The following is an 18,803-nucleotide window of genomic DNA, read 5'->3' on the forward strand; positions in this document are numbered from 1 at the left end:
GGGAGCCGTCGCCGGGTTGCGTCCGTAGCGGTCAGGCCGCGTCCGGGCGTGGCGAACGATCGGCGTCAAGCGGGATAGCCGTCACGGGCTCTCCTCCGCTCATGCGCGCGACCAAAGGTCAGGATGGTCAGGGCGCCGGCCAGGACGACGACGGCGGCATAGGTCATCACCCCGGTCGGACCGACGTTGTCGATGAGCAGTCCCCCCACGACGGCGCCGCTGGCGATAGCCACCTGGAAGGCGGCGGCCATCAGGGCGCCCGCGCTTTCCGCCAAGTCGGGCGCAACCCGGGCGTTCCAGACCGACGCCGACACCGGCACCCCGCCAAAGGCGAAGCCCCAGAGACCGCTGGCGAAGAGGGCTGCGGCCGCAGACTGTCCCTGAAGCACGAGGCTCAGGGCGGCGGCGGCGATCAACAGCGCCGAGGCGCCGATGGCCCAGGCCGGACTGCGCGCCGCCAGCGCCGCGGCCGCCGCGTTGCCGGCGAGCCCGCCGACGCCGAAGGCGACAAGCGCGATTGAAACCGCAGTGATTGACAGCCCGGAGACCTCCTCGAGGAACGGCCGGATGAAGGTGAAGCCCGCGAAGTGACCGGACGTCACGAGGATCGAAACGCCGAGACCGACAAGGACCGCGGGACGGGACAAGGCGAACCGGAACGCCGCCAGCCCGACGGCTCCCTTTGACGGCAGGCGAGGCAGGACGCCCAGCTGGATCGTCATGGCGACAACGCCAAAGCCGGCGACCGCCCAAAAGGTCGCGCGCCAGCCCGCCAGGGCTCCGAGGACTGCTGCGAGCGGGACGGCGAAGACCGTCGCGGCGGACACGCCCATGATGATGATCGCGATGGCGCGGGCGACGTGGGCGGCCGGGACAAGCCGCAACGCCAGGGCGGTGATGAGCGCCCAGTAGCCGCCGAGGGCCAAGCCAAGCAGGGCGCGACCGAACAAGAGCACCTGGATGTTGGGCGCAAGGGCGCTGATCAGGCTGGAGACGATCAATAGCGCCATCAGCAGCCGGATCAGGGTGCGACGATCAACCCGCCCCGCGCCGAGCACCAGAAGCGGCCCCGCTACCGCGGCTATGACTGCGGTCACGGTGACGGACTGGCCGACCGCGCCGAGCGAAACGCCCAGATCGACGGCCATCGGCGTGAGGAGGCTGACGGGCAGCAGCTCCGCCGCTACGACGCCGAAGGCTCCCAAGGTCAGGGACCAGACAGCGGGCCAGTCGGCGCGGTCCGTTCCGGAAAGGGAATCGTCAGTCGGCACGTCGAGCATAGGGAACTCCGGAGACATGACCGCGCGGTCCGCGCGGCGATGGCCGGGCGGGTCTCACCCGGTCGGTGAGGCGAGGCCCCGGGACGCCGGACGGCGCTCAAGGCATGGTGGGAAGGACGAGAAGGCCTGTCTGGCGCGGCCTTCAAAGAATGGCGGCGCGTTGCATCAACCGGGTGTGGCGAAAGATTTGACGATCAAAAGCATCTCCAGATCGGCCGGATGGTGGGACAATCCGCGAGCGACACCTTGCCGCTTCTCCAGAAGATAGTTCCGCCCTACTGTTGCAAAAGTCCTTCCCGCTGCAACGGAGCGTTGCTGATGTCGAAACCCCCTGCCGTTGATCTCCTCGACGTTGTTGCGTTCGTCCGTGTGGTCGAGACGGGAAGCATCGCCAATGCCGCCGCCCGGCTTGACGTCGCCAAGTCGATCGTGAGCCGGCGGGTGAGCCGGCTCGAGGGCGTCCTTGGGGCGCGGCTGCTCACCCGCACGCCGCGCGGCACCACCCTGACGGATATCGGGCGGGACTATCACGCCCGCGCTTCAGCCGGGCTGACGGAGCTCGAGGCCGCGCAGGATGCGGTGACGGTATCGACCGCCGAGATTTCAGGACAGCTTCGCATTCAGGTGCCCGTAGCCTTCGGCGAATATTGTCTGGCGCCGCTTCTGGCGGAGTTTGCTGGGCTTCATCCCAGGGTCAGCCTGGATATCCGCTTCGAGGATCGTCAGGTCGACATGGTGCGAGAGGCTTATGACCTCGCCGTCTGGACCAGCAATGTGCCGGACTCGGTCCTCATCACCCGCAAGCTCGCTCGGGTGCGTTGGACGGTGCTCGCCAGTCCCGCCTACCTCGACGCCCAGGGGCGGCCGGAGACGCCTTCCGACCTGGCCGACCATGCAGCCGTCCTCTATCTCCATGACACGGGTCGTTGGCGGTTTCGCCGGACAGGGGACTGGGAGGCGGTGCGGCTGGAGACACGCATCCGGGCGGACAACGGCCAGATGCTTCTCGCCGCGGCCAAGGCCGGACTGGGCGTCGTCCTGGTGCCGCGCTTCATGGTCGAGAACGCCTTGGCCGACGGCGATCTGGAGGCCGTGCTTCCGGACTGGACCCATGAAGGCGCCGACCTTCAACTGTTCCTACCCGCCGCGCGCTCCGGGATCGCAAGGGTCCGCGCCCTGGTGAATTTCCTCACTGAACGCATCGACCGCGAGATCTGACCGAGCGAACGTTCAGATGATCAGAACCGGGAGGCCATCGAGGCTCCGGCCGTCCATGGCGGCATGCGCAATGGCCACATCCTGGAACGAATACCGCGCGATGGCGAGGTCCTCGAACACGCCGCTGCGGATCCTGTCCCAGAGCGCTGAACTGGCGTTCCTGGTCGTGGCCCCGTGAACATGTTGAGGCGTGCCGCCTCCGCGCACCTGGACGCCACGCTGGCGTAAGGCCTCGACCGGCGGCGCGGGCGGGCCGGAAGCGGCGCCGATCGTCGTGATCACGCCGCCGTCGCGAACCGCATCGACGGCCAGATGGAAGGTCGATTGGCCGACCAGGTCATAGACCACATCGACGCCCTCGGGAGCGATCCGGCGGATCGCGCCGGCCACATCATTGCCGCCGGCGAGAAGAGCGTGGTCCGCTCCGGCCGCTACCTTGTCGAGTTTGGTCGAAGACCCGGCCACCCCGATCACGGTGACCCCGTCCGCCTTCGCCCAGCGCGAAAGGATCGAGCCCACGCTTCCGGACGCCCCGAGCACGAGGATTGTGTCGCCCCGTCCGGGTTTCGCCAAGGCGTTGAGACCCATCCACGCGGTGAGTCCCTTGGCGAGCCAGGTGGCTGAGGTCTCTTCAGAAATATCGTCCGGCAAATGGACCAGAGCCGAGGCGGGAACGATTGAAACCTCGGCATAGGCCCCTTCGGCGAAGAAATAGCCGACGCGATCGCCTCGAGCGAAGTCGGACACGCCCGGCCCGACGGCGTCGACCGTCCCGGCCGCCTCGAAGCCCGGCACCGTCGGAAAAGCAACGGGATAGAGGCCTTTGCGCACCATCACATCGACGTAGTTGAGGCCTGCCGCGCTCTGGTTCACCCGCACCTGACCGGGGCCCGGCGCGCCGACATCGCGGGTGATGAACTCCAGGACCTCGGGGCCGCCGGTGGATTGGATCTGTATGGCTCTGGACATGGAATAGCTCTCGGCAAGGCCGTCGCCGCAACGGCCCGAGGTCCGCTACGGCCGTTCGGCGTCTGGGTCAGGAAACGAGGGGGCGCATGTCGCCCGCGTGGGGGAAGGCCCCGTCGCGGTAGCGGGCGTAGTAACCCGCCAGCTCTTCGCGGGAGCCGGCGATGAACGGGCCCTGGGCGACGACCGGCGTCTTTTGCGGCTGGCCGGCGTAAAGCAGGAGACGGGACCCGCCCTCCCCCGCCCGCAGGGGAAGGGTGCTGTTCTGTTCCTGGGTCGGACTGCTCCAGCCGACGACGCCGACAGTCAGTTCCGCTGCGGTGTCGCCGACGAAGGCCTCGCCCTCGATCACCACCACGAAGGCGTTGAAGTCGGACGGAAGGCGGGGCTCCCAGATCGCGCCCGGCTCCAAGCGGACGTCCGCGAGAGTGACCGGAACGGCGTTCAGCGTCGGCGAAATCGCATCGCCCAGATGGCCGCTGTAGACCGTGGCCAGCACGCCGTCGCGCCGATGAGCCGGAGCCGTGGCGGCGCGTATGATCTGGACGCGGGGGTCCATGTTGCGTTCGGCTTCAGGCAAGGTGAGCCATAGCTGGAACAGCCGCATGCCCTCGGTGACCTTGGCCTGTTCGGAATGGACGATGCCGCTGCCGGCCGTCATCCATTCCACATCGCCTTCGTCGAGACGACCGCCGGTATCTTCCATGGTCCCATTGAGCATGAAGGTGACGGTTTCGAGCCCGGCGTGGGGGTGAGCCTCGCCGAAACCGCCCTCAACAGTGACGTGGTCGTCCGCCATCAGGAAGAAGGGGTCTGTGCGCTGCAGGTCGCCCGGCGAGACCACGAGGGCCGCCTTGTGGTGATCGCCGTCGAACCCCGGCCCGAGGGGCGGAATGGCGGTGATGCGGTCGATTGTTCGTGACGACATGGTCAGATCCTTATCAAGGGTCGCATGGGACGCCCGTCGGTCCATCCGACGCCGTCCCGCAGCCAGACCAAACTTCGAGAACGAGCGATCCGCTTACAAGCCGCCCGAGGGGAACGCTGCGTTGCCCGGCCCGCAACCACCTTTCCCGCTCTGGTGATGCGAGAGGATGTGCTGCCTCTCTGATCCAAACCCGTGTCTCGGCTCTCGCACCACAAACGCGGACCAGAACGCGAGGTCGGTGAGATACCCGATGTGACCCGGCCGACGACGCGCTCGGTCGCGACGGTCACACGCAGATATCGCTGCGGCCGCCTTTTCCTCGCCAGCCCCGACGCGCATTGCATGACCGGAACGGTTCCAGGGATAGACGGCGAATTCAAAGCCGACGGACCGATGCGTCGCCGACGTCCGTGCGGTTTCAAAACAAGCAACACAGCGTTCCAGGCGCACGACTGGCTAGACTGGCCAGGCGTCGCCAGATCTCGATCTGAATGCGCCACGCGTGAGCTGTGGGGCACGGGCGGTCTTCGCGTAGACCGCCTCTCGACCTGCGAGGCATCTGTATTGAGAGTCCTGATCGTTGAAGACGAACCTCAGATGGCCGAGGCCTTGCGGTGGGCCTTGGAGCGCGAGCGCATGGCCGCCTCCAGGCAGGACCCCGCGGATTGGCCGTTCCCATGAGGATCCTTCTGGTCGAGGACGAACGTCAGATGGCCGAGGCGCTGCGGAGCGCACTCGAGCGGGAACGTTATGTCGTCGATCATGTCAGCCGTCTGCACACAGCGCGGGACGCAGCAGCGCTGGCCGTCTTCGATCTGGTGCTGCTGGATCGCACCTTGCCGGACGGTGACGGCCTGACGCTCGTCGCAGAGCTACGCGAAAGCAGCCCGGGGCTGCCGATCATCGTCATAAGCGCGCGCGGGGACGTGTCGGACCGCATCACCGGCCTGGACGAGGGCGCCGACGACTATCTCATAAAGCCTTTTGCGATCGACGAGATGCTGGCGCGCATCCGAGCTGTGCGTCGACGCCCACCCGAACTGGCGAAAGACGACATCCGCGCAGGCCGGCTTGTCTACGACCTGTCTCATGAGGAAGCGAGGATCGGCGAGGATCGGCTCGACCTTCCACGACGCGAATTGCGGGTGCTCGCCGCGCTGATGAGGCGGCGCGGGAGAACCGTGCTGCGAGAGTCCTTGGAGCAGGCAGTCTTCGGGTTCGACGACGAGGTCCAGTCCAACACTCTGGATTCTCACATCTCGCGGCTCCGCCGTAAGCTCACCGATGCGGAGGCCGGCGTCGAAATCCATGCCATTCGGGGCGTGGGCTATCTGCTGCGGGAACCCTTGTGAACCGGCCTCTCTCGCTCAAGCGCCCATTGATCATCTACCCCCTCGCCGTCCAGCTCGCGATCCTTCTCATCTCCTTCGCGACCATCCTGGCGGTGACCGTCCGCATCGACAGCGGGGGCCCCTATACCGACGAGAGCATCACCCCGGTCATCGCCCGGGCGATCGATCGAAACGACGACGGTCGTCTCTTCGTCCGGATGACACCCGAACTAGCCGAACTGCGGAAGGAGGCGCCCGATCTCTGGTTCGTGGCCGAGGATGACGAGGGCCGCAGCGTATCGCTGGGCGACGTGCCGGCCCGCTATGCGTCGCTCGGCGCTCTGGCGGATTTCTCGTATGCGCAACTCCGCGATCGCGAGGCGCCGCACGACCTGACAGCGGTACTCCGGCGGGAAACGGCCCCGGCCGGAACGCTGACGATCCTCGGTCACGGCAAGCTGAACAGACTGAGCATGATTATCCTGATCGCGTCCAATGTGATCGTCCTCCCGATCTTTCTGCTGCTCGTGCTGACGTCGGTCCTTGTCACGCCGTGGATCGTCAGGCGATCGCTCGCCGGGGTGTCGCGCATCGCCCAAGAGGCGGCGGAGATCGATATAGCGAGACGCGGTCGTCGCCTGAGCGAGGACTATGTGCCGATTGAGATTGCGCCGCTCGTCCGTGCCATCAACCTGGCGCTGGACCGTCTCGATGAGGGCTACGAGCGCCAGCGCCGGTTCATCGCGTCTGCTGCGCACGAGCTGCGCACGCCTATCGCGATCCTGCGCGCCCGGGTGGAGGTGTCGCAGACGCCCGGAATGCGGGCGCTCGCCGCCGATGTTCATCGCCTGGCGACACTGGCGGACCAGCTGCTCGATCTCCAGCGGCTCGATCAGGACAGGCAAGACGAAGACCTTGATCTGGTCGGGCTCGTGCGAGGAGTCGTCGCTGACCTGGCTCCCCTACTGATCGAGGCAGACCGCTCAATCGAGGTTCAAGTCGTGCGCCGACAATCGTTGACGGTGGATCGTTCGTCGATGGAACGGGTGGTCACCAATCTGATCCAGAACGCGATGGAACATGGCGGGCGACATATCATCGTCAGGATCGACGGGTCGGCGTTCGAGGTCGAGGATGATGGGCCCGGGATTCCCCCTGAGGAGCGGGAACGCGTGTTCGAGGCCTTCCATCGCCTGCGGCCGCGCTCAGCCGGGAGCGGCCTGGGTCTGAACCTGGTTCAGCAGGTGGTCCAGCGGCACGGCGGGCGTGTGTCCATCGCCAGCGCCGTCGTCGGGGGAACCGTGGTGAGAGTGGATCTCGCGCCACTTTGACAGGTCGCGGATGCGCTTCACTGAACCGGCGCGAAGCCCAGAGCCGACGCAAAACTGTTTGCGCCATTGTAGACGCAATGCAGGACAACGCAGGGCCAGACCGACCCGGTGCGGCGAAAGAGGATGGCTGAGAGTACGCCAACCATGATGGCGACGGGCAGGATCACGCTGACGCCGTGCACGATGCCGAAGATCCCCGCGCTGAGCCCGACGCCCGCCCAGGCGCCGTACCGGTTCAGAGCGTTCGCTATGACGCCCCGGAACAGTATCTCCTCCCCGAAGGGGGTGAACAGAGCGCCGCCCATGAGCGAGAGGGTGAAGGCGATCGCACCGCCCTGAGCCGCCGCATGGAGCACGGCCTGCGGGTTGTCGTCGCCCAGGAGCGACACATAGGTGAACTGGATGATGAGGTTCAGACCGTAGCCGACAATCCCGAGCGCGGCAGCGATCAACAGCCAGCGGACCGCTACCGGTATGAACCCGAAGGGACCCAGGGCACGGATCCGCAGGCCCCAGGCCGCGGCGAAGCCGCCAACCCCCGCCAGACCACCGGCCGTCGAGCCGACGACGCCCTGGAGAACAGGCTGATCGTGCAGGAACCCGACGGCCAGGGCTGCCGGGACCAGGAGCACCACAAAGGTCGCCAGTCCCACGAGGATTTCGGGCCAGCCCGGCTGTTGCACCTTGGCGCTCATTGTCCTGCTCCGATGTTCAAAGGGCATGGCGTCATCCGGAGGGACGCGCCGTTGACGCGCTCTTCCGGATCGCTTTTCAATCTTCGTTTGGCTTCGGCGTCTCAGGGATGCGGACTACCGGCCGCACTCGCGACGGTTCGGATCCCGTCTGCAACGGTCCCGCCGCGCCTGTTCGGCGGTGGCGTAGGCGTCTCGGGCGCCCTCGTTGATGAGCTGGTTCTTGCGCGCTTCATTCAGTCCGGCGTCATCACGCCGACGCTGCTGGGCGACCATGCAGTCGCTGTAGGCGCGAGACCCTGGAGCGGACCCGAACTCCGAGCAGGTTCTATAGTCGTCCTGCAGGTTCACATGGTGAGGCGCGGCTGTCGTGCCGCATGCCGCCAGAGCGGCCGCGGACAAGGCGACGGCGCACAAGGCGGATCGCGAGCGATTGCGGAACAGGGGGTTAGGCATGGTGTCGGACTCCAGGTTTCCGGGAGCGGCGGGACGGTTGCGACGCGGACCCTCGCATCGCAACCGACCGTCGGCGGGGCTCTAGAAGAGCAGGCCAAGATTGCGGGAACATGGGATGGTCCGCTGTTCACGCCGCGCCGGATTTCGGGCGATCCTCTGCAGACGGCCTCAGACGCTACCGATGCGCCGCCAAAGGCGGCGAAGCAGGCCTTCAAGATCGCGCTCGCCTAGCCGGGTCTGAGCGCCCTCCTCCAGCCCGCCTCGGATGAGCGTCTCACCGGCAGGGCGAGCGAACAGTCCGGCCCACGCATCATGTTCCAGCTTGAGGCCGTCGGTCAGGTCGGCAGGCGGCAAGGCGGACTTCGCGGCCGCGATCACGCCATCGGGGAGAGCCGCGATATTGCGGGCCAGACGATCCACGAAAGCGTCTAGATCGGCGGCGGGCAGGGCCCGGTTGATCCAGCCGTACCGCTCGGCGGTCGCGGCGTCGATCAGATCGGCCCCGAGGACAATCTCAAGCGCCCTGCCCCTCGTCGTTCTTTCGGCGAGCAGCTGCGTCCCTGCGCCTCCCGGTATGATCCCCATCAAGGCCTCGATCTGGCCCAACCCGGCGGTCTCCAGAGCGGCGAAGCTCATGTCGGCGGCCGCGACGAACTCCGCGCCGCCGCCGCGCGCCTTTCCAGCGAGCTTCACGATCGTGGCCTGCGGCTGAGCCCGAAGCCGCAGGGCCATCGCCTGGAACGGATTGGCCGCCGATGGGAGCGACTGGGTCAGCTCATCGAACGCGGTCGGCTCGTCGATGAGGCTCATATCGACGTGGGCGATGAAGAACTCATCGTCGGCGCTTTCGAAAACGATCACCCGCACGTCCGCGTCATCGCGAAGCGCGTCCAGCAATCCGACAAGCTCAGCGGCCAGGCCGGCGTCCAGGATGTTGACGGGCGGGTTGCCGATGACAACGCGGGTGACGCCGGCTTCGGTGGAGACACGGAGCCGACTGAAGGCGGGAAGAGACATTGAGGGACCTTTCTGTAGAAAGGCCGCTCAAGTATCTCTTGAATACCTAGGGTCAAGAACGCACCTTGAGTATCCCAGGTATGCTGGAGAATACGATGTCTCGTCCGATCGACCCCAACGATCCCCGCGACCCGGTCTACCGGGCTGACTGCCCAAGCCGGGCGATCCTCGATCAGATCGCCGACAAATGGTCGATGCTGGTGTTGCAGGTCCTGCGCGAGCCGCGACGCTTCAACGCCATCCGCCACCGCCTGGACGGCATAACCCAGAGGGTGCTGACCCAGACCCTGCGCAAGCTCGAGCGCAATGGGATGGTCGAGCGCCGCGTCCTTGCGGGGTCTCCTCCGGGAGTGGAGTACTCGCTCACGCCGCTCGGCCGGTCGCTGCAGCAGCCGTTCGGCGCCCTCTACGACTGGACCGTGCTGCACATGGATACGATTCAGTCGGCCCAGACGACGTACGACGGCCGCTGAGCGGGGCTGTGTGCCGGTCTGGCGGATCGCATCGCCATGTCAGCCGGGCGCCCTTGGGAGGTCGTCGACCGGCGAGGCGCCGAACATCGACTTGTACTCTCGACTGAACTGGGACGCGCTGACGTAGCCGACATCGAACGCCACCCGCGAGACCGTGGCGCTCCCGGCGGCGAGTAGCTTGCGGGCCTCCAGAAGGCGCATGTGTTTCTGGAATGCGAGTGGGGTGTGGCCGGTGATCGCCTTGAAGTGCCGGTGGAAGGACGTCACGCTCATCCCCGCCGACGCCGCTAGGTCGGGAATGACGACAGGTTCGCGATTATGGGAGGCGAGCCAGTCGGCTGCCGCCTTGATGTGGCGGACACGCGCATTGCGCTGGCCGATCTGACGAAGCGTGTCGCCCATCGGGCTCTGCAGAAGCCTGTAATAGAGCTCAGTCTCGATGGGGTCCGCCAGCATGTCGATGTCGCCAGGCGTTTTCACGAGCGCCACAAGCCGTGCGAAGGCTTCACCCACTGGGCCGCTGAGGTCTCCGGCCGCCGCCGCGCAGGTCCAGAGATCTTCCCGTTTGGGCATATTGAGCATGACGTGAGTAAGCTTGGCGATATCAAAGTCTAGACTGACAGCGATGTAAGGCGCTGACCCATAGGGCGTGAGTTGGTCCACGTAGGGCAGACCGAAGGACGAGGCGGTGCAGGCGCCTGGGGTCAACTCGAAGCGGTTCTCGCCCATGAACAGAATCCTCGTTCCCTGCAGGACGGCGTAAAGCATGGGTTTGAATGCCGCAGGCGTCGGATCGGTCGGCGTGGTGGTCGACCACACCGTCAGGCGGGGCACTGGCGTCTGCACGCCCCGGGTGTCCGGACGCGCAGCGACGAAAGGCTCTAGGTCGTCAAGAAGGCGGCGTGTGATGTGCGCGAGATCCGTCATGGCCAATGAGATAGGTCGCTGGCAGGATTAGGCAAGCCTCCGGCAGGATCAGATATTCTGGTCCGCAGAGCTTCGCCTATCTCCCTGCACAGAAGAGGCCGACGAAACGCGGCTCTCAAGGGGCCCGCCGGGCCCTTTCACCCAGGAACAGATATGACCGATCTCAGTGGAAAGCGCGCTCTCGTCACCGGAGGATCCCGGGGTATTGGCGCTGCGATTGCTCAGGCCTTGGCCGAGCGCGGCGCGGACGTCGCCATCACCTACCAAAACTCCCCGCAGCGCGCGGACAGCGTCGTCGCTGCGATCCAGAAGGTCGGGCGCCGCGGCCTCGCCGTGAAGGCCGACAGCGCCGACACCGACGCCATCGAGAGCGCCGTAGCTGAGACGGTCAATGCGCTCGGCGGCTTGGACATCCTGGTCAATAGCGCGGCCATCGGACTAGCCGGTCCCGTCGCGGATCTGGACCTCGCTCAATTCCAGACCCTGATGGACGTGAATGTTCGCGGACCCGTCGCCTTTTCCAAGGCCGCGATCCCGCACCTCGGTCAGGGCGGGCGGATCATCTCGATCGGCTCCGCCTTGGGTGATCGGGTCCCCTTCCCTGGGGTGACGGCCTACGCCATGACGAAATCGGCTCTACTGTCCTTCACGCGCGGCCTTTCGCGGGAGCTTGGTCCGCTCGGCGTCACCGTGAACCTCGTCTCGCCAGGATCGACCGATACCGAGGCCAATCCGGCTGACGGCGAAGGCGCCGATTTTCAGCGCGGTCTGTCGTCCGTGGGACGCTATGCGGACCCGCGCGAAATCGCCGACGCCGTCGCCTTCCTGGCCAGCCCGGCGGCCAGCATGATCAACGGCACGGTTATAACGGTCGACGGCGGCGCGAACGCCTAGCCTGTCAAAGACGCCCGCATCGGCGCATTGCCGATGCGGGCGTTGACACGGGCGACGCCGTCGGTAGCGGCGCAGAGCAGCGGTTTATAACGTCGATCTGGCGTTGGAAGGCTCGCGGGTTCTGGGATCGAATCCCTACCGGTCGCTCCATGCCTCAAGGACTGAGAACGGCGCTTCACGACGTCTGCTTTGGAGCAGCAAGCAAGGCTGTGGCTTTCTGCGGCCAACCGAGCAGGCCGCGAAGCGTGATCCGATCATTCAGCAAACGGCGCGCGCTATCCACCAAGCCGCCACCGTTAGGCTTCAGGGATCAGGGGTCCGTATTCGACGCCGACCACACAGCTAACGGGATCCCTTTTCTACGCCGGTCCACACTTCAGCGCTATCTCGCTACTTTCGAGACGGTATAACCACCTGATCGGCCAGCAGTCGGTCGAGCTTCAGGGCGACCGCGCCACCGTTCGCCAGCTACAGGATCAATCGCGCGTCGGTTGACCGCCCCATCGTCGCCCCCTACGCCCGGCCCCCCAGTCCGGGAGTTGATCGTCACCTGACCCCGGAGTTTCCATGACCAAGGCGTCTGATCTGTTCGTCGCATGCCTCGAACAGGAGGGTGTCGAATACGTATTCGGCGTGCCGGGTGAGGAGAATCTCGACCTTCTGGACAGCCTGTCCCGATCAAAACAGATCCGGCTGATCCTCACGCGCCACGAACAGGGCGCAGGGTTCATGGCGGCCACCTATGGCCGGCACACGGGCAAGGCCGGCGTCTGCCTGGCGACGCTGGGTCCAGGCGCGACCAATCTCGTCACCACGGCCGCCTATGCGCAGCTGGGCGGCATGCCAATGATGATGATCACCGGCCAGAAGCCGATCAAGTCCTCCAAACAGGGACGATTCCAGATTCTGGATGTGGTCGACATGATGCGGCCGATCACCAAATACACGCACCAACTGGCCTCGGCCGACAACATCCCCGCCCGGGTGCGCGAGGCCGTGCGCCTGGCCCAGGAGGAAAAGCCCGGCGCGACGCATCTGGAGCTTCCCGAAGACGTCGCCCGCGAACAGACCGACAACGGCCCGATCCCCGCGAGCCAGGTGCGCCGTCCCATTCCAGACCCCAAGTCGATCCAGATCGCGGCCGACCGGATTGCGCGGGCCAAATCCCCGCTTCTGATCGTCGGGGCGGGCGCCAACCGCAAGATGACCAGCCGGATGCTTACCGAGTTGGTCGAAAAAACCGGCATCCCCTTCATCACCACCCAACTGGGCAAAGGCGTCATCGACGAGCGCAATCCGAAATATCTGGGCTGCGCCGCCCTCTCGTCGGGCGATTTCGTCCATCGCATCGTCGATGCGGCGGACGTCATCATCAATGTCGGCCATGATGTCATCGAGAAGCCGCCCTTCTTCATGACCACCGGGGGCAGCGAGGTGATCCATATCGGCTTCCGCACCGCCGAGGTGGATCCCGTCTATTTCCCTCAGATCGAAGTGGTCGGCGACATAGCCAACGCCATCTGGCAGCTGAAGGAAGCCCTTGAGCCGCAGGCCCACTGGACATTCGCGGATATGGAGCGGTTCCGGCGCGCCGAGGTCGCGCATTCCGCCGCCGCGGTGGGCGACACGCGCTATCCGCTCTATCCGCAATACCTTGTCGACCAGATCCGGCAGGTGATGCCGGACGACGGCATCGTCTGCCTCGACAACGGCGTCTACAAAATCTGGTTCACCCGAAACTACCCGGCCTACATGCCCAACACCATGCTGGTGGATAATGCGCTGGCCACCATGGGCGCCGGCCTGCCCTCGGCTATGGCGTCGGCCATGATCTGCCCGGGGCGAAAGGTCATGGCCGTCTGCGGCGACGGCGGCTTCATGATGAACAGCCAGGAGATGGAAACCGCCGTCCGGCTGGGGCTCAACCTGGTCGTTCTGGTTCTCAACGACAACAGCTACGGCATGATCCGCTGGAAACAGGCGCATATGGGTTTCGCCGACTGGGGTCTGACCTACGGCAATCCGGACTTCGTCAAGTACGCCGAGTCCTACGGAGCGCACGGGCACCGCGCGACCAGCGCGGAAGGCCTGCCAGACCTGTTGCGAGCCTGCCTCGATACCCCGGGCGTCCATCTGGTGGAGGTTCCGGTCGACTATGCCGACAACGACCGTATCCTGAACACCGACATTCGTGACCTGAGCGCCGCGCTCTAGGTCGGCCGTCAGCCCCATGCCGGAGCAGTCCTTTGCCCTCCCTGAAGACATCCTATCCGCTCTACCTGGCCAATGAGGCGCTGAGCCCGAACCAGGACCTCGAGGTCACCAACAAATACTCCGGTGAGGTGGCGACACGGGTCGCCCTGGCCGACGCGGCGACGATCGACAAGGCCATCGATGCGGCGGTTAAGGCCACGCGTCCGATGGCCGAAATGGCGGCATACGAACGCCAGGCGGTCCTCGCCCACTGCGTGACGCGGTTCCAGGAGCGGGCGGACGAACTGGCCTATGCCCTGTGCATCGAGGCCGGCAAGCCGATCCGGGACTCGCGTGGCGAGGTCAGCCGGCTGATCGACACCTTCCGCATCGCAGCCGAGGAATCCGTGCGTATGACCGGCGAGGTCCAGCCGCTGGACATCTCCGCCCGCGCCAAAGGCTACCAGGGCATGTGGAAGCGAGTTCCGATCGGCCCCTGCTCCTTCATCTCGCCGTTCAACTTCCCTCTGAACCTGGCGGCGCACAAGATCGCCCCGGCGCTGGCCGTCGGCTGCCCCTTCGTGATGAAGCCTGCGTCCCGAACGCCGCTGGGCGCCTTGATCATCGGCGAGGTGCTGGCCGAGACCGACCTTCCCAAAGGCGCCTTCTCCATCCTGCCGGCGACCCGCGACGGCGCGGATCTCTTCACCACCGACGACCGGTTGAAGCTGCTTTCGTTCACCGGCTCGCCGGAGGTGGGCTGGGCCCTCAAGTCCAGGTCCGGCAAGAAGAAGGTGGTGCTGGAGCTCGGCGGCAACGCCGCGGTGATCGTCGATCGCGATACCGATCTGGCGGACGCCACGGACCGGATCATCTTCGGGGCCTTTTACCAGTCGGGGCAGTCCTGCATCGGCGTCCAGCGCATCCTGATCCACGAGGACATCTACGAGGCCTTGCGGGACATGCTGGTCACCAAGGCCCGCTCGCTCGTCTCTGGCGATCCTCTGGACGAGAACGTCTTCATCGGTCCCATGATCGACGAGGGGGAGGCGCGCCGGCTTGAGAGCTGGATCGCCGAGGCGACCGCTGCGGGCGCGACCCTGCTGTGCGGCGGCGGCCGTCAGGGCGCGATGTTGGAAGCGACGTTGCTGGAGGGCGTCGGGAGGGGCCTGAAGATCCGCGACGAGGAGGCGTTCGGGCCAGTCGCGATCCTGTCCCGCTTCTCCGATTTCGAGGTTGCGCTCGAAGAGATCAACGACAGCCGGTTCGGCCTGCAGGCCGGGATCTTCACTCGCGACATCCACAAGGCGATGCGGGCCTGGGAGGTGCTGGAGGTCGGCGGCGTGCTCATCGGCGACGTTCCCAGCTATCGCGTCGACAACATGCCGTATGGTGGGGTCAAGGATTCCGGGCTGGGCCGCGAAGGGGTCAAGTTCGCCATGGAAGACATGTGCGAAATCCGCAACCTGGTGATCAGAAGGCACGGGTAGTCGGCAGGGCCATCTCCCTCCCAGTCAGCCAAAGTCTCTTCTTGACTCAAAGCGGCGGTTGGGGACGTCGGCTTTCGGTCAGGGAAATTATGAAAACAGCGGTGGCGTCCTCAGCACTGTTTGCCAAGGTGTGGCTTGCAGCTATGGACGGGCGGAATGAACTTTTCGGGTTGGAGAGCGAGCTTGGCTCAGACGCAGCATGGCGTTGGACGCATTCGATCGAAGGTCGAAATTTGGGTCGGAGTGGGCGTCGTGCTCGTTCTCGCCTTCTTCCTGATTAGCGGCGTCGTCGCCTACCTCAACGTCCAGGGCCTGCGCGCCAATAGTCAGAAGGTGGTTGGAACCCATACGACACTGGTGGCCATAGACCAGGTCCTGTCGACCGTGCAGGACGCTGAAACGGGACAGCGCGGTTACCTTCTCACGGGCCAAGACCGTTATCTTGAGCCCTACGAAGACGCCGTGGCCGCAATGGACCGTGACCTTGCGATCCTCACCGAAGTGACCTCGCGCGACCCAGCGCAGCAGGCCAACCTCAAAGAGGTCAAGCGCCATGTCGGCGTCAAGATGGAGCAGTTGACCCGGGGAATCGAAGCGCGGCGTACGGGCGGCCTCGCGGCGGCCGTCGCGATGATCGAAACCGACCGCGGCAGGACGGCGATGAATGCGATCCGGGAACGCTTGGCCATCATGCGCGCCGACGTCGCGCAGCAGCGGCGACAGTGGCTGTCTGAGATGGAGGTCGCTTACCGGACCGCCCTGCTGACCGGAATCCTGTCCGCCCTGCTCGGCGCCGCCCTCACCGTCGGGGTGTTCCTGCTCATCCGCAACAGCACGCGGGAACGCGCCCGGCGGGAGTGGCTTCAGGCCGGACAGGTCGGGCTCGCCGAAGCAATGAGCGGCGACAAGACCATCGAGGCGCTGGCCGACAGCATCTTGGGCTTCCTGGCTCGATATGTCGACTTTCAAGCCGCAGCGATCTTCAAGGGCGAAGGCGGCGTTTTCCGCCGCGCCGCCACCCTGGGCGTTCCATCAGACGCGCCCGTGCCTATGGAGTTCCGACTTAAGGAGGGCCTTCTGGGCCAGGTCGCCGCTGATGGGGCGTCAGTGCTGCTGACGGATGTCCCTCAAGGCTATCTGACTATTGGATCCGCGCTGGGACGGGATGACCCGCGTCATCTCGTCATCGCCCCTGCGAACGCTGATGGCGTCATCAACGCCGTGATCGAGTTGGGCTTTATCCATGCCCCGGGACCGCAGGTCCTTCGGCTGCTGGACGAAAGTGCGGCTGCGATAGGCGTCGCCCTCAGGTCGGCGCGCTATCGTCTGGATCTTCAGAACGCCCTCGAAGAGACCCAGCGCCAGTCCGAGGAACTACAGGTGCAGAGCGAAGAGCTTCGGGTTTCCAACGAGGAGTTGGAGGAGCAGGGGCGCGCGCTCAAGGAATCCCAGGTGCGGCTGGAGCAGCAGCAGGTGGAGCTTGAACAGACCAACAGCCAGCTGGAAGAGCAAGCACAGGTTCTGGAGGGACAGCGCGACGACCTGGAACGGACCGGCGCCGATCTGGCCCTCAAGGCCCGGGAGCTCGAAGCGGCCAGCCAGTACAAGTCCGACTTCCTCGCCAACATGTCCCACGAACTCCGGACGCCTCTTAACTCCCTGCTGATCCTGTCGAAGCTTCTCGGCGACAACAGCGACGGAAACCTGTCCGAAGAGCAGGTTCGCTACGCCCGGACCATTCAGTCCTCGGGCGACGATCTGTTGACGTTGATCAACGACATTCTCGACCTCTCCAAGATCGAGGCCGGGCACGTCCAGATCCGTCCCGAAGCTGTTTCGGTCCAGAGACTGGCCGGCGACTTGCGCCAGCTGTTCGATCCGATTGCAGACCAGCGGGGGCTGAACTTCACGATCGACGTCGCCAAGGGGACGCCCGATCTGGTTGAGACGGACCGTCAACGTCTGGAACAGATCCTTAAGAACCTGCTTTCGAACGCCTTCAAGTTCACAGAGAAGGGGAGCGTAAAGCTGAGGATCGCGCCCGGCGACCGGGGCTTGGTTTTTTCGGTGAAAGACACCGGAATCGGTATTTCGCGCGAACAGCAGAACAGCATCTTCGAAGCCTTCCAGCAGGCCGACGGCACGATCAGCCGCAAGTACGGCGGGACGGGGCTCGGACTTTCGATCTCCAGGGAACTGGCTCGGTTGCTCGGAGGCGCGATCACTCTGGAAAGCAAGCCCGGCAAAGGCAGCACCTTCACCCTCAGCGCGCCCCTCGCCTACGACGCCGCTCAGGTTGCGTCGCGCGCGCCCTTTGCTCCGCAACCCGCGGCGTCCTCAGTCACGCAGGCCGCCCCGAAATCGTCGCCCGCTGTCCTGCCCCGCGCGATTGAGGATGATCGGGACGCGCTGGCCGTGAACCGGCGCACGTTGCTGGTCGTTGAAGACGACGATCGTTTCGCCGCCATCGTCCGGGACCTGTCGCGCGAAATGGCGTTCCAGTGTCTTGTGGCCAGTAATGGCGAGGACGCGATCAAGCTGGCCAAACAGTACCGGCCGAGCGCCATCGTCCTTGACGTCGGCCTTCCTGACCAGTCCGGTCTGACGGTCCTGGACACGCTGAAGCGCGACGACCAGACCCGCCATATACCGATCCATGTGGTGTCCGCTGGAGACCATGCCACGACCGCGCGCGCGCTTGGCGCGATGGGGTATCTCACCAAGCCGGTCAAACGTGAGGCGCTGGCGGATGTCCTTCGGGCCCTGGAGGAGGACCTCACCCGGACCGTTCGACGAGTCCTGATCGTGGAGGATGACGCCGTCCAGCGCGAGGCCATGAGAGCCCTTCTGTCGAGCGGCGGGGTCGAGACGGTCGGGGTGGGCACGGCGGCGGAATGCCTTCAAACCCTCGAACAGCAGACCTTCGACTGCATGGTTGTGGACCTGTCCCTGCCCGACGCCTCCGGCTTCTCGCTGCTGGAGACGCTCAGTCTGGACGGTCAGCAGGCCTATCCGCCGGTGATCGTCTATACCGGCCAGGATCTGACGGCGGACCACGAGCAACAACTGCGCCGCTACTCCAGCTCAATCATCATCAAGGGCGCCAAGTCGCCGGAACGCCTGCTGGATGAGGTCTCGCTGTTCCTCCACCAGGTGGTCGCCGACATGCCGCCCGAACAGCAGCGCATGATCCAGAAGGCGCGAAATCGAGATGCCGTGCTGGAAGGCCGGCGCATCCTCGTCGTCGAGGATGATGTCCGAAACATCTATTCCCTCACCAGCGTGCTCGAACCTCGCGGCGCCGTCGTGCAGATCGCGCGCAACGGGCAGGAAGCGCTCGACGCGCTCGATGCGTCCGCCGCCTCTGCACCCGCCATAGACCTCGTTCTGATGGATGTGATGATGCCGGTCATGGACGGGCTCACCGCGACACAGCGCATCCGGAGCGATGGACGCTGGGGCGGCCTGCCGATCCTGATGCTGACCGCCAAAGCCATGCCGGACGACCAGGAACGCTGTCTCGCAGCAGGGGCCAACGACTACATGGCCAAGCCCCTGGATGTCGATAAGTTGCTCTCTCTGGTCCGCGTGTGGATGCCGCGCTGAT

At 65.5% G+C, this 18,803-nt stretch carries 15 protein-coding genes; 8 read left to right on the forward strand and 7 right to left on the reverse strand.

The genetic code is table 11. The features are described 5' to 3' along the window. Positions 1 to 65: 65 nt before the first annotated feature. On the reverse strand, positions 66 to 1,280 hold the full coding sequence (locus AC3ISA_RS04110) for an MFS transporter (RefSeq protein WP_489179459.1): 1,215 nt from the start codon (positions 1,278 to 1,280) through the stop codon (positions 66 to 68). A 318-nt stretch (positions 1,281 to 1,598) separates the two neighbouring features. On the opposite strand from AC3ISA_RS04110, the gene AC3ISA_RS04115 reads away from it, so the two are divergent. After that, on the forward strand, positions 1,599 to 2,498 hold the full coding sequence (locus AC3ISA_RS04115) for a LysR family transcriptional regulator (RefSeq protein WP_489180072.1): 900 nt from the start codon (positions 1,599 to 1,601) through the stop codon (positions 2,496 to 2,498). A 12-nt stretch (positions 2,499 to 2,510) separates the two neighbouring features. Here the strand turns inward: AC3ISA_RS04115 and AC3ISA_RS04120 are convergent, their stop codons facing one another. Beyond that, entirely contained in the window at positions 2,511 to 3,467 is a 957-nt protein-coding gene (locus tag AC3ISA_RS04120) for a zinc-binding dehydrogenase (protein ID WP_489179460.1), read from the reverse strand. Positions 3,468 to 3,534: 67 nt separating this feature from the next. Further along, positions 3,535 to 4,392 carry a pirin family protein gene (locus AC3ISA_RS04125; protein ID WP_489179461.1) on the reverse strand — a complete coding sequence of 286 codons (858 nt, stop codon included), beginning with the start codon at positions 4,390 to 4,392 and terminating at the stop codon, positions 3,535 to 3,537. 677 nt (positions 4,393 to 5,069) lie between these two features. On the opposite strand from AC3ISA_RS04125, the gene AC3ISA_RS04130 reads away from it, so the two are divergent. Both AC3ISA_RS04130 and AC3ISA_RS04135 read left to right on the forward strand, forming a co-directional pair. Further along, positions 5,070 to 5,744 (forward strand): response regulator transcription factor, encoded by a 675-nt coding sequence (locus AC3ISA_RS04130; RefSeq protein WP_489179462.1) that lies wholly within the window; start codon positions 5,070 to 5,072, stop codon positions 5,742 to 5,744. Positions 5,745 to 5,770: 26 nt separating this feature from the next. Next, positions 5,771 to 7,054, forward strand: a complete 1,284-nt coding sequence (locus AC3ISA_RS04135; protein WP_489179463.1) for a sensor histidine kinase — start codon at positions 5,771 to 5,773, stop codon at positions 7,052 to 7,054. A 17-nt stretch (positions 7,055 to 7,071) separates the two neighbouring features. Here the strand turns inward: AC3ISA_RS04135 and AC3ISA_RS04140 are convergent, their stop codons facing one another. The 3 genes from AC3ISA_RS04140 to AC3ISA_RS04150 form a co-directional block, all read right to left on the reverse strand. Next, positions 7,072 to 7,749 carry a CPBP family intramembrane glutamic endopeptidase gene (locus AC3ISA_RS04140; protein ID WP_489179464.1) on the reverse strand — a complete coding sequence of 226 codons (678 nt, stop codon included), beginning with the start codon at positions 7,747 to 7,749 and terminating at the stop codon, positions 7,072 to 7,074. Between the two features lie 114 nt (positions 7,750 to 7,863). After that, positions 7,864 to 8,202 (reverse strand): hypothetical protein, encoded by a 339-nt coding sequence (locus tag AC3ISA_RS04145; RefSeq protein ID WP_489179465.1) that lies wholly within the window; start codon positions 8,200 to 8,202, stop codon positions 7,864 to 7,866. Positions 8,203 to 8,370: 168 nt separating this feature from the next. Further along, complete coding sequence (locus AC3ISA_RS04150; RefSeq protein ID WP_489179466.1) at positions 8,371 to 9,219, reverse strand: enoyl-CoA hydratase/isomerase family protein; 849 nt, start codon at positions 9,217 to 9,219, stop codon at positions 8,371 to 8,373. Positions 9,220 to 9,314: 95 nt separating this feature from the next. Between AC3ISA_RS04150 and AC3ISA_RS04155 the strand changes: the two genes are divergently transcribed. Then, positions 9,315 to 9,692 (forward strand): winged helix-turn-helix transcriptional regulator, encoded by a 378-nt coding sequence (locus AC3ISA_RS04155; protein ID WP_066629760.1) that lies wholly within the window; start codon positions 9,315 to 9,317, stop codon positions 9,690 to 9,692. 39 nt (positions 9,693 to 9,731) lie between these two features. Here AC3ISA_RS04155 and AC3ISA_RS04160 read toward each other — a convergent pair whose 3' ends face one another. Next, entirely contained in the window at positions 9,732 to 10,619 is an 888-nt protein-coding gene (locus AC3ISA_RS04160) for an AraC family transcriptional regulator (RefSeq protein ID WP_489179467.1), read from the reverse strand. Between the two features lie 153 nt (positions 10,620 to 10,772). Between AC3ISA_RS04160 and AC3ISA_RS04165 the strand changes: the two genes are divergently transcribed. The 4 genes from AC3ISA_RS04165 to AC3ISA_RS04180 all read left to right on the forward strand — a co-directional run bounded on the left by AC3ISA_RS04165 (position 10,773) and on the right by AC3ISA_RS04180 (position 18,802). Next, on the forward strand, positions 10,773 to 11,513 hold the full coding sequence (locus tag AC3ISA_RS04165; protein WP_489179468.1) for an SDR family NAD(P)-dependent oxidoreductase: 741 nt from the start codon (positions 10,773 to 10,775) through the stop codon (positions 11,511 to 11,513). A 567-nt stretch (positions 11,514 to 12,080) separates the two neighbouring features. Next, the gene (locus AC3ISA_RS04170) at positions 12,081 to 13,727 is read left to right on the forward strand and encodes an acetolactate synthase large subunit (RefSeq protein ID WP_489179469.1); all 1,647 of its coding nucleotides are present in this window, start codon (positions 12,081 to 12,083) and stop codon (positions 13,725 to 13,727) included. 32 nt (positions 13,728 to 13,759) lie between these two features. Further along, entirely contained in the window at positions 13,760 to 15,196 is a 1,437-nt protein-coding gene (locus tag AC3ISA_RS04175; RefSeq protein ID WP_489179470.1) for an aldehyde dehydrogenase family protein, read from the forward strand. A gap of 183 nt (positions 15,197 to 15,379) precedes the next feature. Beyond that, on the forward strand, positions 15,380 to 18,802 hold the full coding sequence (locus AC3ISA_RS04180; protein ID WP_227975958.1) for a response regulator: 3,423 nt from the start codon (positions 15,380 to 15,382) through the stop codon (positions 18,800 to 18,802). Position 18,803: the final 1 nt, after the last annotated feature.

The organism is Brevundimonas sp. KH_058, from assembly GCF_057838505.1.